This is a genomic window from Nocardioides sp. GY 10113 (genome assembly GCF_004919105.1).
Classification (GTDB): Bacteria; Actinomycetota; Actinomycetes; order Propionibacteriales; family Nocardioidaceae; genus Nocardioides.
The window spans coordinates 142732-157391 of sequence record NZ_STGK01000005.1; the positions used below are offsets into that span (position 1 = coordinate 142732).

Genomic DNA, 14660 nt, shown 5'->3' on the forward strand with positions numbered 1-14660 from the left:
GGGCGGTGCAGCCGGTCGCTCACGGGTCGCGGCGCTTGAACCCGTTGGCACGCACGCACAGGTGCCCGTCGGGGTCGATCGGCTGGCCGCAGAACGGGCAGGAGGGGCGCCCGGCGCCGATCACGCGCTCGGCGCGCTGCACGAAGGCGCGGGCGTGGCCCGGCTCCAGCCGGACCACCAGCATCTCCTCGGGCTCGTCGGGCTCCTCGATCTCGGCGCCGACCGGGAAGACCTCGATCACCACGCGCTCGTCGCCGGGGTCCCAGGACAGCGTCATGGTGCCGGCCCGGAACTCCTCGGCGATCGGCTGCTCCAACGGCTCGTCGTCGACCAGGTTCAGCGGAGCCATGGCCGGGATCACCGATCGGGTCTCGGTCTCGGCCATCACCTGGTCGAGCAGCTCGTCGACGCGCTCGGCCAGAGCCGCCACCTGCTGCTTCTCCAGGCCCACCGTGACCAGCTGGCGCTCGTCGCGTGCCTGCAGGAAGAAGGTCCGCTGCCCCGGCTCGCCGACGGTGCCGGCGACGAAGCGCTGGGGTGAGTCGAATCCGTGGACGATGCCCATGATGAAAGCCTAGGGGGCCGATTCCACCGGGCCGGTCCCGGGACCGGCGCCGCCCCCCACGGCCGCGTCGGAGCCGGAGGTGTGGCCGGCCGCGGCTCCTTCCTCGGTCGCGGGCGCGAGCCAGCCGAGGTCGCCGGCGTGGGTGTTGGTGCCGAGCACGAACGGCCGGTCCGGGGCGTAACGGATCACCGAGATCGAGGCGGGGTCGACGTGGACCCGCTGGAACAGGTCCAGGTGCAGGCCGAGCGCGTCGGCCAGCACCGACTTGATGATGTCGCCGTGGCTGACGGCGACCCAGACCGCCCCCGGTCCGTGCTCCGCCTCCACGAGGGCGTCCCGGCGGCGTACGGCGGCGACGGCGCGCTGCTGCATCGCGACCAGCGACTCCCCCGCCGGGAAGGCGGCCGCCGACGGCTGGGTCTGGACGGTCCGCCAGAGCTGCTCCTTGGCCAGGTCCTTCAGGGGGCGCCCCTGCCAGTCACCGTAGTCGCACTCGGCGAAGGCCTTGTCGGTCACGGGGCGGAGCTGGCGGCCGGCCTCGCGCTGGGCGCCGGCGATCGCCTTCGCGGTCTGCCGGCAGCGCTCCTGGGGGCTGGTCACCAGCACCGACAGCGGTACGGCGGCGAGGCGCTCGGCGGCGCGCGCGGCCTGAGCCACACCGGTGTCGTCGAGCCGGACACCGGGCAGCCGGCCGGCGAGGATGCCGGCGGCGTTCGCGGTCGTGCGGCCATGCCGCACCAGGATCAGGGTCGCCACGGTGACGGAGCCTAGCGGCGCGGCCGCGGCCCGACCGCCGGCGCGGGGGCTAGGTTGACCGCGTGATCGTCGACAGCGCCGTCTACCGCGCCGGCTCGCGGGTCGCCGTGGACTGCCACCGGCACGACTACGCCGCGCTCCGCGACGCCGCCGACCAGCCCGGCGACTTCGTCTGGGTCGGTCTCTACGAGCCGAGCCACGTCGAGCTGGGCACCGTCGCCGAGGCCTTCGACCTCCATCCGCTCGCGGTCGAGGACGCCGTCTCCGCCCACCAGCGCCCCAAGCTCGAGCGCTACGAGTCGGGACTCTTCCTGGTGCTCAAGACGCTCTGGTACGTCGATGCCGACGACGCGGTGGAGACCGGTGAGATCAATGTCTTCCTCGGCGAGGACTACGTGATCACCGTGCGGCACGGGCGCGGCTCCCCGCTGAGCGATGCCCGGCAGGAGCTGGAGCACCGGCAGTCCGTGCTGGGGCACGGACCGTCGGCGGTGGTCTACGCGGTCTGCGACGTGGTCGTCGACGCCTACGTCGGCGTCGTGCACGAGCTGCAGACCGACGTGGACGAGGTGGAGACCTCCGTCTTCAACGCCCAGCGGACCAACGACTCGGGGCGGATCTACACGCTCAAGCGCGAGATCGCGGAGGTACGGCGGGCGGTGCTGCCGTTGCGGGACCCGATGCGTCGCTTCGCCTCCGGCGGGGTGCCGCTCGTCGTGGAGTCCTCGGCGCCGTTCTTCCGCGACGTCAGCGACCACCTCGCGCAGGCCGCGGAGGAGATCGACAACCTGGATGCGCTGCTCTCGTCGGCCTTCGACGCGCACATGGCACGGATCGCGGTGCAGCAGAACGACGACATGCGCAAGATCTCCGCCGGCATCGGCCTCGCGGCGGTGCCGACGCTGATCGCGGGCTTCTACGGCATGAACCTGCCGCTGCCGTTCCCGCACTCGCCGGCCAGCACGATGATCGCGATCGCGCTGATGATCGGCTCGATCACGGCGTTGTGGATCTTCTTCAAGCGCTCCGGCTGGATCTGACCGGGCGGGTCCGCCCGCCGACCGCCGCCGCTCAGGGCGTCAGCACGCCACTGGCGAGCAGGCTGAGCACGGTCGCGCCCAGCACCACCCGGTAGATCACGAACGGCCGGTAGGAGTGCGTGGAGACGTAGCGCAGCAGCCAGGCGATCGCGGCGTACCCGACCAGGAAGGAGACGATCGTGGCGGTGATGGTCGGGCCCCAGCCGTAGCCGGCCTCCCCGGTCGCGCTCTCCCCCACGTGCGAGATCTCGCCGAGCTCGAAGAGGCCGGCCCCGACGACGGCCGGGATGGCCAGCAGGAAGGCGAACCGGGTGGCCGCGGCCCGCTCGAGCCCGAGGAACCGGCCCATCGAGATGGTCGCGCCCGAGCGGGACACGCCGGGGATCAGCGCGCAGGCCTGGGCCAGGCCCATCAGCAGCGCGTCGCGGAGGCTGAGGTTCTTCAGCTCCCGGTCGGTGCGTCCCACCCGGTCGGCGATCCCGAGGATCAGGCCGAGCACGATCAAGGTCGTGCCGATCACCCACAGGTTGCGGAAGTCGGACTCGATGACGTCCTTGAGCGCGATGCCCAGGACCACGATCGGCAGCGACCCGAGGATGATGTACCAGCCCATCCGGGCGTCGAGGGTGCCCCGGTGCTCGGGCTTGAACAGCGAGAGCACCCAGGCGCGGGCGATCCGCCAGATGTCGCGCCAGAAGAAGAGCAGCACCGCGACCTCGGTGCCGATCTGGATCACCGCGGTGAACGCGGCGCCCGGGTCGCCCCAGCCGAACAGCTCCGGGAAGATCCGGAGGTGCGCGCTGCTGGAGATGGGGAGGAACTCGGTCAGTCCCTGGAGGACACCGAGAAAGATCGCCTGGAGGTACTCGACCACGAGGGGTGATCCTAGGTGCCGCGCGGCGTGCCCCGTCGGGGGATCGGAGCACGGACCGCTACCTTGTGCCCCATGCAACAGCGGTACGTCGGCTCCAGCGGTCTCCGCGTCTCCCGACTCGGCCTGGGGACGATGACCTGGGGCAAGGACACGGACGAGCACGAGGCGCGCGACCAGCTGGTCGCGTTCGTGGAGGCCGGCGGGACGCTGGTGGACACCGCGGCCGGCTACACCGACGGTCGGTCCGAGGCGCTGATCGGCTCGCTGATCGGCGACGTCGTCCCCCGCGACGAGGTGGTCCTGGCGACGAAGGCCGGCATCTGGCGCCGAGGCGGCGATCGCGCCACGGACACCTCACGCGGGGCGCTGCTGCGCGGGCTGGACGAGTCGCTGCGCCGGCTCGGCACCGACTCCGTCGACCTGTGGCAGGTGCACATCTGGTCCGACGACGTGCCGCTGGAGGAGACGCTGGGAGCCCTGGACCACGCGGTCTCGAGCGGTCGGGCCACCTACGTCGGCATCTCGAACTACACCGGCTGGCAGACCGCGCAGGCGGCCACCTGGCAGCGGGCGATGCCGGGACGGGCGCCCGTGGTCTCCTCCCAGATGGAGTACTCGCTGGTGAACCGACGCGTCGAGCAGGAGGTGCTGCCCGCCTGCGCCGCGATGGGCATGGGTCTGCTGCCGTGGTCGCCGCTCGGCCGCGGCGTTCTCACCGGCAAGTACCGGGGCGGGACCCCCTCGGACTCCCGCGGCGCGTCGCCGGTCTTCTCCTCCTTCGTCGAGGCCTACCTGGACGAGCGCAGCCGGGGCGTCGTGGAGGCGGTGTGCCGCGCGGCCGACGGCCTGGGCTGGACGCCCCTGGAGGTGGCGCTCGCGTGGGTCCGCGACCAGCCGGGGGTGACCGCGCCCATCGTGGGAGCGCGCACGGCCGCTCAGCTCAAGGTCGCCCTGAAGGTCGAGGACCGGGTGCTCCCGCCGGAGATCCGGCACGCACTGGACGACGTCTCCGACCCCGCCCGATAGTCCGCCCGAGCACGCGAAAGCGGGTAGTCTCGCCGCGATGACCAGGCCGCCCACGCACCCCCGCGCGCGACTGCTGCGCGGGCTCGGACCCGGCGTCGAGTGGGAGTTCGAGCGGATCACGTTCGACCGGGCGTTCTCCCGCAACATGGTCGCGAAGCTGCTCGCCGAGCGGGCCGAGCACGGCGGCTGGGAGCTGGACCGGGTCCAGATCGGCCCCGACGGCAAGCGGCGCGTGGTGCTGCGCCGCAAGATCATCCGCGCGGTGCGCACCGCCTGACGGCCCGGGCCGTCGCCTGTTCTGGTGACCGCGCGGCCGGCGGGCGCCGAGTCGGGCCGCGCCCCTCCTACGCTGCCGCGCATGCAGGTGACGCGCCGGGGGACACTGCTCGGCGCCGGCGGGGTCGCCGTCGCGGCGGCCCTGGGAGCCGTCGCGGTGGACGCGGCGCCGGCGCGCGTCCGGCGGGCGCTCGGGCTCTCCCCCGACCTCTTCGTCCCCGACGCGGCCGAGGGCGAGGTGCGGCTCGACACCGTCGCCTCCGCGGCGATGGGCACCGAACTGGACCTCTTCACCGCCGTCCCGGCCGGGTATGGCGAGGGCGCGGGTCTGCCGGCGCTGCTGGTGCTCCACGGTGCGAGCTCGTCGGCCGCCCAGTTCCGCGACTTCGGCTTCACCCGGTTCGTGACCGCGGCGGTGGAGGCCGGGGCGCCTCCGTTCGTGCTGGTCGGCACCGACGACGGCCCGGACGGCTGGGTCCCGGGCGGCGGCGTCGATCCGTTCACGATGCTCCGCGAGGAGATGCCGCAATGGCTGGCCGATCGGGGGTTCGCCCCGGGCCGGCCGCGGGTGTGGGCGTGGTCGCGCGGCGGCTACGGGGCCCTGCGGCTCGCGCTGACCGACCCCGGGTGGGCCCGCGCGCTGGCGCTGTTCAGCCCGGCGGTGGCCGATGTCGACCCCGCGCTGGCCGACCTCAGCCCGCTGACGGGGCAGCGGATCGGCGTCTGGTGCGGCACCGAGGACCCGTTCCTCGACGACGTGCGCGCCGTGACCAACCGGTTGCCCACGCCGCCCGAGGTGTCGTCGTACGTCGCCGGCGGGCACACGCAGCAGTTCTGGAACGAGCACGCGCTCGAGGCGTTCTCGTGGCTGATGTCCGCGGACTAGCCCGATCCCGGGCCGCGCTCACACCTCGTCGAGGAACCGGTCCATCACCCGCGCACCGAACTCCAGCGCGTCGACCGGCACCCGCTCGTCGACGCCGTGGAACAGCGCGGTGAAGTCGAGGTCGGCCGGCAGCCGCAGCGGGGTGAACCCGTACGTGCGCATCCCGAGCCTCCCGAAGTGCTTGGCGTCGGTGCCGGCGCTCATCAGGAACGGTGCGACCAGCGCGTCGGGGTCCTCGGCCATCAGGCTGCGGGTCATGGCGTCCACCACCGCGCCCTCGTAGGGCATCTCCCACGGCGGCTGGTGGCTGACGAGGTCGACGGCGACGTCCTCGCCGACGAGCTCGGTCAGCGTCGCGAAGAACTCCTCCTCGTAGCCGGGCAGGAAGCGGCCGTCGACGTGGGCGCTCGCCTCGCTCGGGATCACGTTGACCTTGTAGCCGGCGTCGAGCATGGTCGGGTTGGCCGAGTTGCGCAGCACCGCGCCCAGCATCCGGGTGGCGCTGCCGAACTCCTCCATCAGCGCCACCGCGTTCTCCGGCGTGGGCTCCTCGCCGGCGAGCTCGCCGACGCAGGCGAGCAGCGTCCGCATCGTCGGCGTCAGGCGCAGCGGCCAGCGGTGGGTGCCGATCCGGGCGACGGCCGCCGCGAGGCGGGTGACCGCGTTCTCGTCGTTGATCATCGAGCCGTGTCCGGCGCGGCCGCGCGCCGTCAGCTTCATCCACGCCATCCCCCGCTCGGCGGCCTCGACCAGGTAGAGCCGGCGTCCGCGCACCGTGGTGCTGAACCCGCCCACCTCGCCGACGGCCGCGGTGCAGCCCTCGAACAGGTCCCGGTGGTCCCGGACCAGGACCTCCGCGCCGTGGTGCCCGCCGGCCTCCTCGTCCGCGGTGAAGCAGAGCACGACGGACCGCTCGGGCGCTCGGTCGGCGACCTGGCGCGCCCGGACCACGGCGAGCAGCATGGCGTCGAAGTCCTTCATGTCGACCGCGCCGCGCCCCCAGACGTAGCCGTCCCGGATCTCTCCGCTGAACGGGTGGACGCTCCAGTCCTCGGCGGCGGCCGGCACGACGTCGAGGTGGCCGTGCAGCAGGAGGGCGTCGTCGCGCCCGTTGCCGCCGCCCCAGCGGGCGACGACGTTGGCCCGCCCCGGGGCGGTCTCGATGATCGTGGGGTCGAGGCCCACCTCGGCCAGTCGGGCGGCGACGTACTCCGCCGCGTCGCGCTCCCCCGGCCCGTCCGTCGCTCCGTAGTTCGAGGTGTCGATCCGGATCAGGTCACGGCACAGGTCGACGACCTCGGCAGCTGGGTCGGGCCCGTCGGTACGGCGGTCGGGTGCGTCGTGGGCCACGTCCATGGGGGCCATCCAACCATGTCAATTCGCCGGCGCCGGCGCCTGTGACTTCGCTCGCACCTATCACCCCCGCTGAGCGGTGGCAACCCGTCCTGGCTGTGACCTAAAGCACAGGTAACGATCCGAGAACTTGGGTTCTGACCTGCGGATTTGGCGCACTGGAACGCGGTGCCCGACGCATGCGGGCATCTCCGCGAACGAAGGAAAGAACCGTGACGACCCTGCGACACACCCTGCGCAAGGCACTGGTCGTGCCTGCCGTCAGCGGACTCGCGGTGGCCGGTGTCTTCCTGACGCCTCAGGCTACCGCAGCCGTCAGCGAGCGCGTGCGACTGGTCTCCGCCGAGGCCACCCTCGAGGTCGCCGAGGCCCAGAGCCTCCGCGTCCAGCGCCGGCCCGCGCTGCGCCCGATCCGCGAGGCCGTGACCCGGCCGGAGATCGCACCGGTGACCGCTGTGCTTCCCGTCGCCGGCTACCAGCTCACCGGCCGCTTCGGGAACGCCGGCGCGATGTGGTCCTCGAGCCACACCGGTCTCGACTTCGCCGCCCCGCTCGGCACGCCGGTGCGCGCCGTCGTCGGCGGCCGTGTGGTGGCGGCCGAGTACGCCGGCGCCTACGGCATGCGGGTGACGGTGATCGACGACAAGGGCCGGAGCTGGTGGTACTGCCACCTCTCGGCGTTCGGCGTCAGCGTGGGCCAGGTGCTCGCGCCGGGCGACCACGTCGGGGCACTGGGCTCCACCGGCAACTCGACCGGGCCGCACCTGCACCTGGAGATCCGCGACAACGACGTCCCGATCGACCCCGAGTCGCTGCTGCCCGAGCTCGGCGTCCAGCCCTGAGTCGCTCGTCGGCGGGGCCAGCTCCCCGCTGACCCCGCCGACGTCCGACCAGGACGGGGGTCAGCCGACGCCCACCTCGTGCCAGGCGCCACGCACGACCTGGGTGGCGCCCTTGTGCACCGCGCCGGACTTGACCAGGATCCGCGCGGACTCGGCGGTCTGGGCGGCCGCCTGCGCGAAGGTGGCACGGGGACGCAGGAAGTTCAGCGCGTGGTACCAGATCCGGGCGGCCACGAGGGTGTCGCCGAGCTCGGTGGCGACCCGGTAGAACGCCCGGTTCGGGATGCCCGAGTTGATGTGCACCCCTCCGTTGTCCGCGTTGCCGGTGTAGCGGTCGGCGTAGTGCGCGGGCTGCGGGTCCTTGCCCAGGATCGGGTTGTCGTAGGCCGTGCCCGGGTAGCGCATCGAGCGGAGCGCCTCGCCGTACAGCTCCGGGCCCATGATCTCGTCGCCGATGAGCCAGTCGGCGTCCTCCGGCCGCTCGCCGGCCGCCCACTGGGTGATCGCGGTGCCGAACGCGTCGCTGAAGTGCTCGTTCAGTGCCCCCGACTCGCCCTGGTAGACCAGGCCCGACGCGAACTGGGTGACGCCGTGCGCGAGCTCGTGGGCGACGACGTCGAGCGAGCGGGCGAAACCCGAGAAGATCACGCCGTCCCCGTCGCCGAAGGTCATCTCGTCGCCGTCCCAGAAGGCGTTGTTGTAGCTGGTCCCGTAGTGCACGTTGAGGACCAGGTCGAGGGCCCGGTTGTCGATCGAGTTCCGGTTGAGGGTCTCCCGGAAGTAGGAGCGGACCAGGCCGGCGTTGTCGTACGCGTTGATCACGTCGGCGTCCTTGGTCTCCGGGCCGCCCTCGGGTCGGACGAGCGTGACCCGCTGGTTGGTGGTGTTGCCGCTGTCGAACACCTCGCGGCGGGCGGTGCCGGTCGCCGGCGGGGCCAGCTCCACCGGCATGCCGGTCTCCTCGGCGGCCTCGGCCTTCTCGGCGAGCTCGCTGAGCCGGCCGGCGCGACGGTCTCGCGCCTCGCCGCTGAGGTCGGCCTGGGCCTGGTCGACCGACGGTGCGGCCGCGCTCTCGACGAGGGCTGACTCGACGTACGGCGGCACGTAGAAGCACTGCGGTCGGGCAAACGTGGTGGTCATGATTCCTCCTGGGGGTGGTGTGGCGGGGACGTCACCCTGAGGACCCCCGGACGGCCCGTCAGATACGTCCGAGAGACCCTCGCCAGGGCGGGCCGGCGCGCCTAGGGTGCGAGAGGTGACCACGAAATCGGCGGCGGCCGCCCTCGCGCTCCTCCTCGGACTCGTCCTCGGTGCCTGCAGCGACGACGACGGCACGTCCGGCTCGTCCTCCACCGACTCCTCGTCCACGGCGGAGGCCACGGAGGCGTCCTCGGAGGCGTCATCGGAGACGTCCGACACCGGTGCGGAGCCGGAGGTCTGTGCCGACGCCGACGAGCTCGAGGCGGCCATCGACGAGCTCAAGGCGGTGAAGCTGACGTCGCCGGGTGGCCTGCGGGCGCTCCGCGACCAGCTGGCCGCGCTCCAGGAGCCGCTCGCGTCCCTGCGGGCCGCGGCGCGCACCGAGTTCTCCACGGAGCTCGACGCGGTGGACGCCGCCCTCAGCGACCTCGGGGACAGCATCGGCACCGCCGTCGCCTCGCCGAGCCGGGACAACCTCACCGCCGTCCGCGACAGCGCCGACGGCGTCACCTCGGCCGTCCAGGACCTGGCCACCGCGGTCAAGGCGGCCTGCTAGCCGGCGTCCTCACCGCCGAGCCCGGCGTCGCGCGCGGCCACGACTGCCTGCGCGCGGTCGCGCAGCCCGAGCTTGGCGAAGACGTGGCGCACGTGGGTCTTCACCGTGGCCATGCTGATCACCAGCTCCGCCGCGATCTCCGCGTTCGACCGTCCGCGCCCGATCAGCGCCAGGATCTCCCGCTCCCGGTCGCTCAGGTCGCCGAAGCCCGCAGGCAGCGTCGGCGGCGCCGGCGGCCGGGAGGCGAAGTGGTCCATCAGCCGGGCCAGCACCGCCGGCGCGACCACCGGCTCCCCGGCCGCGGCTCGGCGTACCGCATCGGTCAGGCCATCCGCCGTCACGTCCTTGAGCAGGAAGCCGGCCGCCCCCGCGCGGAGTGCCTCCACCACGTGCTGGTCCAGGTCGAAGGTGGTCAGCACGATCACCCGGGTCCTGGCGCCCGAGGCCACGATCCGCCGCGTGGCCTCGACGCCGTCGAGCACCGGCATCCGCACATCCATGAGCGTGACGTCGGGTTCCAGCGCGTCGACCGCCGCGACCGCCTCGACTCCGTCGCCCGCCTCGCCGACCACCTCGACCCCGGCGAGCTCGAGGATCAGCCGGAGTCCCTGGCGCACCAACGCCTGGTCGTCGACCAGCAGCACGGTCGTCACGGTCGGACCGTCCTGGGCAGCGCGACGCGCAGCACGAACGAACCGTCGGCCATCCCGGCTGAGAAGGTGCCGCCGAGCAGCTCCGCCCGGTGCCGGATCCCGGTCAGACCTCGCCCCGGCGCCGCCGTGCCCCCGGTGGGCGTCGCCCGGTTGGCGGAGTGCACGACCACGGCAGCCTCTCCCCACTCCACCCGCACCTCGACCGGGTGCCCCGGCGCGTGCCGGCCCGCGTTCGTGAGGCACTCACGGACGATGCGCTGCACGGCCATCGCCGTCGGCGACGGGGCGGACTCCGGCGTACCGGTGACGGTGAGCGTGCAGTCGATGCCCGCGCTCCGGGCCCGTGCGGCGAGCGACTCGACGTCCTCGGCCGCCCCCGCTCCGGCCGCCCCGTCGACACCGAGCGCGTCGACCACCTGACGCATCTCCGCCAGGGCCCGGTGCGCAGTGGCGCGGATCGCCTCGACCGGCTCGCCCGCTCGCTCCGGCTGCTCGCGCAGCGCCGCCCCGGCCGCCTCGGCGTGGATCGCGATCAGGGTCAGCTCGTGGCCCAGCACGTCGTGCAGCTCCTGCGCGACGCGTGCCCGCTCCGCACCGATCGCGGCCTCCTCCACGCGGGCCCGCTCCTCGCGCAGCTCACCCGCGAGCGCGGTCAACGCCTCGTTCTGACGGTGCAGGTGGCGTACCAGCCGTCCCGCCAGGACCGGTGCCAGCACCGCCAGGACGCCGCCGATCACGGCCACGGGCGCCTCGGGCCCGAGGAAGGTGCCGACCACCGTCGCGCCGCAGGCGAAGGCCGTCACCCCGGCCACCGCGAGCACCGGCTCACCCCGCGAGCCGAGGGCGAAGAACTGCAGCAGCACCGCCACGAAGCCGAGCACCGGGAAGCCGTCCAGCGGGAGCAGCCAGAACACCGAGGAGAGCAGCGCCGCCTCGACCGGCCAGGTACGCCGCCAGGCCAACGGCAGCGTCGTGCCGACCACGTACAGGGCGGCGACACCGGGCGCGGCGAACGGGACGGCCGCCGCCTGGGCCAACCCCGCGAGGACGAGACCGCCGGCCAGGCCCGCGTCGAGCGGCGTGGTGTGGAGGCGGTCCAGCGGGCGCACGCTCGGAGGCTAGGCGAGCCGGCGGCGCTCGCGCATCACCCCACGGGATGAGCAGCGGTCACGCCCGGGGGTCGATGTGACGCACCCGACCGGGTTCCTAGCGTCGGACCACCGGCCCGCCCCGGGCCACCCCGACCCCGAAAGGACATCCGATGACCGCCACCGAGACGGGCCGCCCGGCCCTCGCCGACCAGCCGCCGGACGCGGCGACGAGCACCACTGCCTGCCCGCCCGGCTCCGACCTGGTCCGACTGAGCGCCCGGTTCGGACTCGCGTTCACCATCGCCCAGCTGACCGTGATGGTCGCCATGGTCACCATCGTGCTGCCCCACGGCGGCTCGCCCGGCAGTGGCGCACTCGACCGCGGGCGAAGCGTGCTGGAGGTGCAGGAGCTCTACCGGGTGGGCAACTACGCGTTCATGCTGGCGGGCACGCTGCTGCTCGGCTTCCTCGGAGCCGTCGCCGTCCACCTTCGACGGGTCGACGCCAGCGGCGTGCTCGCGGTGGTCGCGGTGTCGTCCGGTGCCCTGCTGGCGCTCGTCTGGCCGTTGGGTGGCCTGCTGCACGACGTCGCCCTGGAGGCCGCGTCGGCGGGCAGCGACCTGCGGCTGCTCGGCGGCTGGGACTCGGTGGCGCCGTACACGCTCGCGCTCTCGGTGCTGCCGCGAACCTTCTTCGTGGGCGCCATCGTGCTCGGTCTGCGGCGCGCGGGGACGGCACCGTGGCTCCAGCGCACCGGGTGGGTGCTCCTCCCGATCGGGCTGGTCGGGAGCGCGGTGACCATCACCGCGGCGGTCTTCCCGCTGCTGGCGCTCAGCACCCTCGGATACGAGCTCTGGGTCGGGTTCCTGGCCTGGCACTGGCTGCGGGGCCAGCGATGAGCGCCGCTGGCAAGGTGGGCCCGGTCGGCCAGGTGGACCTGCCGGGCCAGGCGTGGGTGGCCGACGGACCGATCGACCACGTCGGGATGTACGCGATGCACTACGCCTTCCGGCGCGACCTCGCCGACCTGGCGGCGACGGTGCCGCGAACCGCCGTCGAGGACCGGCACGCCTGGCGAGCGTTGGACGCGTACTGGCGGCTGTTCGCCGAGCTGCTCCACCACCACCACACCGTCGAGGACGAGCACTACTGGCCGGCGCTGTCCGTGGCCGTGGACCGCCGCGGGGACGAGGACGACCGGGCGCTGGTGGCCGCGATGGCCGACGAGCACGCGGAGATCGCGCCCGCACTGGTGGCGGTGGGGATCGGTTTCGACGCCATGCGGCGGCACGCGAGCGTGTCCGTCCGCCACCAGGTGGCCGACGGGCTCTCGCACCTGCGGACGGCGCTCGAGGACCATCTCGCCCACGAGGAGCGGGAGACCTTGCCGCTGGTCCAGCGCGTGCTCGACGGGCCCGCCTACGAGGACGTCGAGCGTGCGATCGGCCGGGCCTATCCGCTCCGGCTGGTGCTCACCTTGGTGCCGTGGGTGACCTACGGACTCAACGAGGAGGACGCGGCGCAGGTGTGGGAGCGGGCGGGGCGACCGCACCGCGTCGTCCACCGCCTCACCCGACGCGGGTTCGAGCGGCGCCACCGCGACGCCTTCGGCGGCTGACGGTGCCCGGCTGGCCCGGTCTCGCGGGCCAGCCGGGCACCGTCCGGCTCCTGGGCCCGGGAATGCATCGCGGTAGTCGGTGCGCGGACGCGGTCGGTGATGGTCTACTCCCGGTAGAGCGCCCGCGGACTGGCGCGTGCCCCGACGATCGGAGCTCCGACGTGACCCCCGAGCCGACCTCACGCCTGGTCGACACGGTGGGGCGCGTCCTTCCCGGGGTGGCGGGACTGCGCGGCTATCGTCCGTCCCTGTTCCGCCAGGACCTGGCCGCCGGCCTGGTGATCGCCACCCTGCTGGTCCCCCAGGGGATGGCGTACGCCGAACTGGCCGGGCTGCCGGTCATCACCGGGCTCTACACCACCATCCTCGGGCTCGTCGGCTACGCCCTGTTCGGGCCGTCCCGGGTCCTCGTCCTCGGGCCGGACTCCGCGCTGGGGCCGATGATCGCCGCCACCGTTCTCCCGCTCGCGGCCGCGGACGGCGACCCGCAGGCGGCGGTCGCCTATGCCGCCGTCCTGTCCCTGATGGTGGGGGCGATCACGGTGTCCCTGGGCGTCTTCAAGCTCGGCTTCGTCGCGGACCTGCTCTCCCGACCCACCCAGGTCGGCTACATCAACGGGCTCGCACTGACGATCCTGGTCGGCCAGCTCCCGAAGCTCTTCGGCTTCTCCGTCGACGGCGACAGCCTGCTCTCCGACGTCACCGGGTTCGTGGACGCGGTGGCCGGTGGCGCGACGGTCGGTCCGGCGCTCGCCGTGGGCGTCGCGTGCCTGGCCCTGATCCTCGCCCTGCAGCGTCTGTTGCCCGCCTTCCCCGCGGTGCTGGGCGCCGTGCTGCTCGCGATCGCCGCGGTCGCGCTCTTCGACCTCGGGGCGCGCGGGGTCGAGCTGGTCGGCGAGCTCCCGGCCGGGTTCCCGCCGTTCGACATCCCCACGGTGCCGTTGGCCGACCTGACGCTGCTGTTCGGCGGGGCGCTCGGGATCGCACTGGTCTCGCTCACCGACACGATCTCGACCGCGTCGGTGTTCGCTCGGAAGACCGGCGCGGAGGTCGACGGAGACCGCGAGATGATCGGCGTCGGCGCGGCCTGCATCGCTGCCGGCCTGTTCCAGGGATTCCCCACCAGCACCAGCGGCTCGCGGACCGCGGTCGCGTTCCAGGCCGGCTCCCGGACCCAGGTCACCGGCCTCGTGGGCGCCGCCACCGTCCTCGCGATGCTGCTCTTCGTGCCGGGTCTGCTGCGCGACCTCCCGCAGCCGGCGCTCGCGGCCGTGGTGATCGCGGCGTCCTTCTCCCTCGCCGACCTCGCCGGCATCCGGCGACTGCGGCGGCAGCGGCGCTCGGACTTCGTCCTGGCGCTCGTCGCGTTCCTGGGCGTGGCGCTGCTGGGCGTGCTGCCGGGGATCGCCGTCGCCGTCGGCCTGTCCATCCTGAACGTCTTCCGGCGGGTGTGGTGGCCGCACCAGGCGATGCTGGGCCGGGCGGGCGACCTGCGCGGGTTCCACGACACGGCGTACCGGCAGACCACCGAGCACCTTCCGGGACTCGCCATCTACCGCTTCGACGCTCCGCTGCTGTTCGCGAACGCGCGCACGTTCCGCGACCAGGTACGGCGGATCGCCGCCATCGAGCCCCGCCCCCGGTGGATCGTGGTCGCCGCCGAGCCGATCACCGACGTCGACACCACGGCCGCCGACATGCTCGAGGAGCTCGAGGAGGAGCTCGACGAAGCGGGCACGCGGCTGGTGTTCGCCGAGCTGAAGGACGCCGTGCGGGACAAGGTGGAGCACTACGAGCTGGCGCGGACGCTGGCCGAGGACCGGTTCTACCCGACGGTCCGGACCGCGGTCGAGGCCTACGAGCGGCGCTCCGGCGCCGCCTGGGTCCCCGGGCCGAGCCCGTACCGGCTGGAGCCGTAGGCAGT

The 14660-nt window shown here is 73.5% G+C and carries 16 protein-coding genes; 9 read left to right on the forward strand and 7 right to left on the reverse strand.

What is annotated here, in order from left to right; translation table 11 throughout:
- Positions 1 to 19: 19 nt before the first annotated feature.
- On the reverse strand, positions 20 to 565 hold the full coding sequence (locus tag E8D34_RS08425; protein ID WP_206056625.1) for a DUF3090 domain-containing protein: 546 nt from the start codon (positions 563 to 565) through the stop codon (positions 20 to 22).
- 9 nt (positions 566 to 574) lie between these two features.
- Complete coding sequence (locus E8D34_RS08430) at positions 575 to 1321, reverse strand: MSMEG_4193 family putative phosphomutase (protein WP_206056626.1); 747 nt, start codon at positions 1319 to 1321, stop codon at positions 575 to 577.
- Between the two features lie 62 nt (positions 1322 to 1383).
- Between E8D34_RS08430 and E8D34_RS08435 the strand changes: the two genes are divergently transcribed.
- A complete protein-coding gene (locus tag E8D34_RS08435; protein ID WP_136594177.1) occupies positions 1384 to 2361 on the forward strand; it encodes a magnesium and cobalt transport protein CorA in 978 nt (325 codons plus the stop codon).
- A 31-nt stretch (positions 2362 to 2392) separates the two neighbouring features.
- Here the strand turns inward: E8D34_RS08435 and E8D34_RS08440 are convergent, their stop codons facing one another.
- Positions 2393 to 3235: an undecaprenyl-diphosphate phosphatase gene (locus E8D34_RS08440; protein WP_136594178.1), complete on the reverse strand. Its 843-nt coding sequence runs from the start codon at positions 3233 to 3235 to the stop codon at positions 2393 to 2395.
- A 72-nt stretch (positions 3236 to 3307) separates the two neighbouring features.
- Between E8D34_RS08440 and E8D34_RS08445 the strand changes: the two genes are divergently transcribed.
- From E8D34_RS08445 to E8D34_RS08455, 3 genes are all read left to right on the forward strand, one after another.
- Positions 3308 to 4261: an aldo/keto reductase gene (locus E8D34_RS08445; protein WP_136594179.1), complete on the forward strand. Its 954-nt coding sequence runs from the start codon at positions 3308 to 3310 to the stop codon at positions 4259 to 4261.
- A gap of 37 nt (positions 4262 to 4298) precedes the next feature.
- Complete coding sequence (locus tag E8D34_RS21530; RefSeq protein ID WP_136594180.1) at positions 4299 to 4538, forward strand: DUF5703 family protein; 240 nt, start codon at positions 4299 to 4301, stop codon at positions 4536 to 4538.
- A gap of 81 nt (positions 4539 to 4619) precedes the next feature.
- The gene (locus E8D34_RS08455) at positions 4620 to 5423 is read left to right on the forward strand and encodes an alpha/beta hydrolase-fold protein (RefSeq protein WP_136594181.1); all 804 of its coding nucleotides are present in this window, start codon (positions 4620 to 4622) and stop codon (positions 5421 to 5423) included.
- Between the two features lie 18 nt (positions 5424 to 5441).
- On the opposite strand, the gene E8D34_RS08460 is transcribed toward E8D34_RS08455, so the two are convergent.
- Positions 5442 to 6779, reverse strand: a complete 1338-nt coding sequence (locus tag E8D34_RS08460; protein WP_136594182.1) for a M20/M25/M40 family metallo-hydrolase — start codon at positions 6777 to 6779, stop codon at positions 5442 to 5444.
- Positions 6780 to 6988: 209 nt separating this feature from the next.
- Between E8D34_RS08460 and E8D34_RS08465 the strand changes: the two genes are divergently transcribed.
- On the forward strand, positions 6989 to 7618 hold the full coding sequence (locus E8D34_RS08465) for a M23 family metallopeptidase (protein WP_168929370.1): 630 nt from the start codon (positions 6989 to 6991) through the stop codon (positions 7616 to 7618).
- 60 nt (positions 7619 to 7678) lie between these two features.
- On the opposite strand, the gene E8D34_RS08470 is transcribed toward E8D34_RS08465, so the two are convergent.
- Positions 7679 to 8758 (reverse strand): M4 family metallopeptidase, encoded by a 1080-nt coding sequence (locus tag E8D34_RS08470; RefSeq protein ID WP_136594184.1) that lies wholly within the window; start codon positions 8756 to 8758, stop codon positions 7679 to 7681.
- 115 nt (positions 8759 to 8873) lie between these two features.
- Here E8D34_RS08470 and E8D34_RS20720 point away from each other — a divergent pair, with 115 nt between their 5' ends.
- Positions 8874 to 9374, forward strand: coding sequence for a hypothetical protein (locus tag E8D34_RS20720; protein ID WP_168929371.1), 501 nt, complete (start codon positions 8874 to 8876; stop codon positions 9372 to 9374).
- Here the strand turns inward: E8D34_RS20720 and E8D34_RS08485 are convergent.
- Together E8D34_RS08485 and E8D34_RS08490 are read right to left on the reverse strand one after the other, a co-directional pair.
- Complete coding sequence (locus E8D34_RS08485; RefSeq protein WP_206056628.1) at positions 9371 to 10027, reverse strand: response regulator transcription factor; 657 nt, start codon at positions 10025 to 10027, stop codon at positions 9371 to 9373. The two genes, E8D34_RS20720 and E8D34_RS08485, sit on opposite strands and share 4 nt — an antisense overlap.
- Entirely contained in the window at positions 10024 to 11136 is a 1113-nt protein-coding gene (locus tag E8D34_RS08490) for a histidine kinase (protein ID WP_136594186.1), read from the reverse strand. Before E8D34_RS08490 ends, E8D34_RS08485 begins: the two co-directional genes overlap by 4 nt.
- A 152-nt stretch (positions 11137 to 11288) precedes the next feature.
- Between E8D34_RS08490 and E8D34_RS08495 the strand changes: the two genes are divergently transcribed.
- The 3 genes from E8D34_RS08495 (at position 11289) to sulP (ending at position 14655) form a co-directional block, all read left to right on the forward strand.
- The gene (locus E8D34_RS08495) at positions 11289 to 12017 is read left to right on the forward strand and encodes a hypothetical protein (protein ID WP_136594187.1); all 729 of its coding nucleotides are present in this window, start codon (positions 11289 to 11291) and stop codon (positions 12015 to 12017) included.
- The gene (locus E8D34_RS08500; RefSeq protein WP_136594188.1) at positions 12014 to 12736 is read left to right on the forward strand and encodes a hemerythrin domain-containing protein; all 723 of its coding nucleotides are present in this window, start codon (positions 12014 to 12016) and stop codon (positions 12734 to 12736) included. The genes E8D34_RS08495 and E8D34_RS08500 overlap by 4 nt, the downstream gene beginning before the upstream one ends.
- 161 nt (positions 12737 to 12897) lie before the next feature.
- Positions 12898 to 14655 (forward strand): sulfate permease, encoded by a 1758-nt coding sequence (gene sulP / locus E8D34_RS08505; protein WP_240771231.1) that lies wholly within the window; start codon positions 12898 to 12900, stop codon positions 14653 to 14655.
- Positions 14656 to 14660 lie beyond the last annotated feature (5 nt).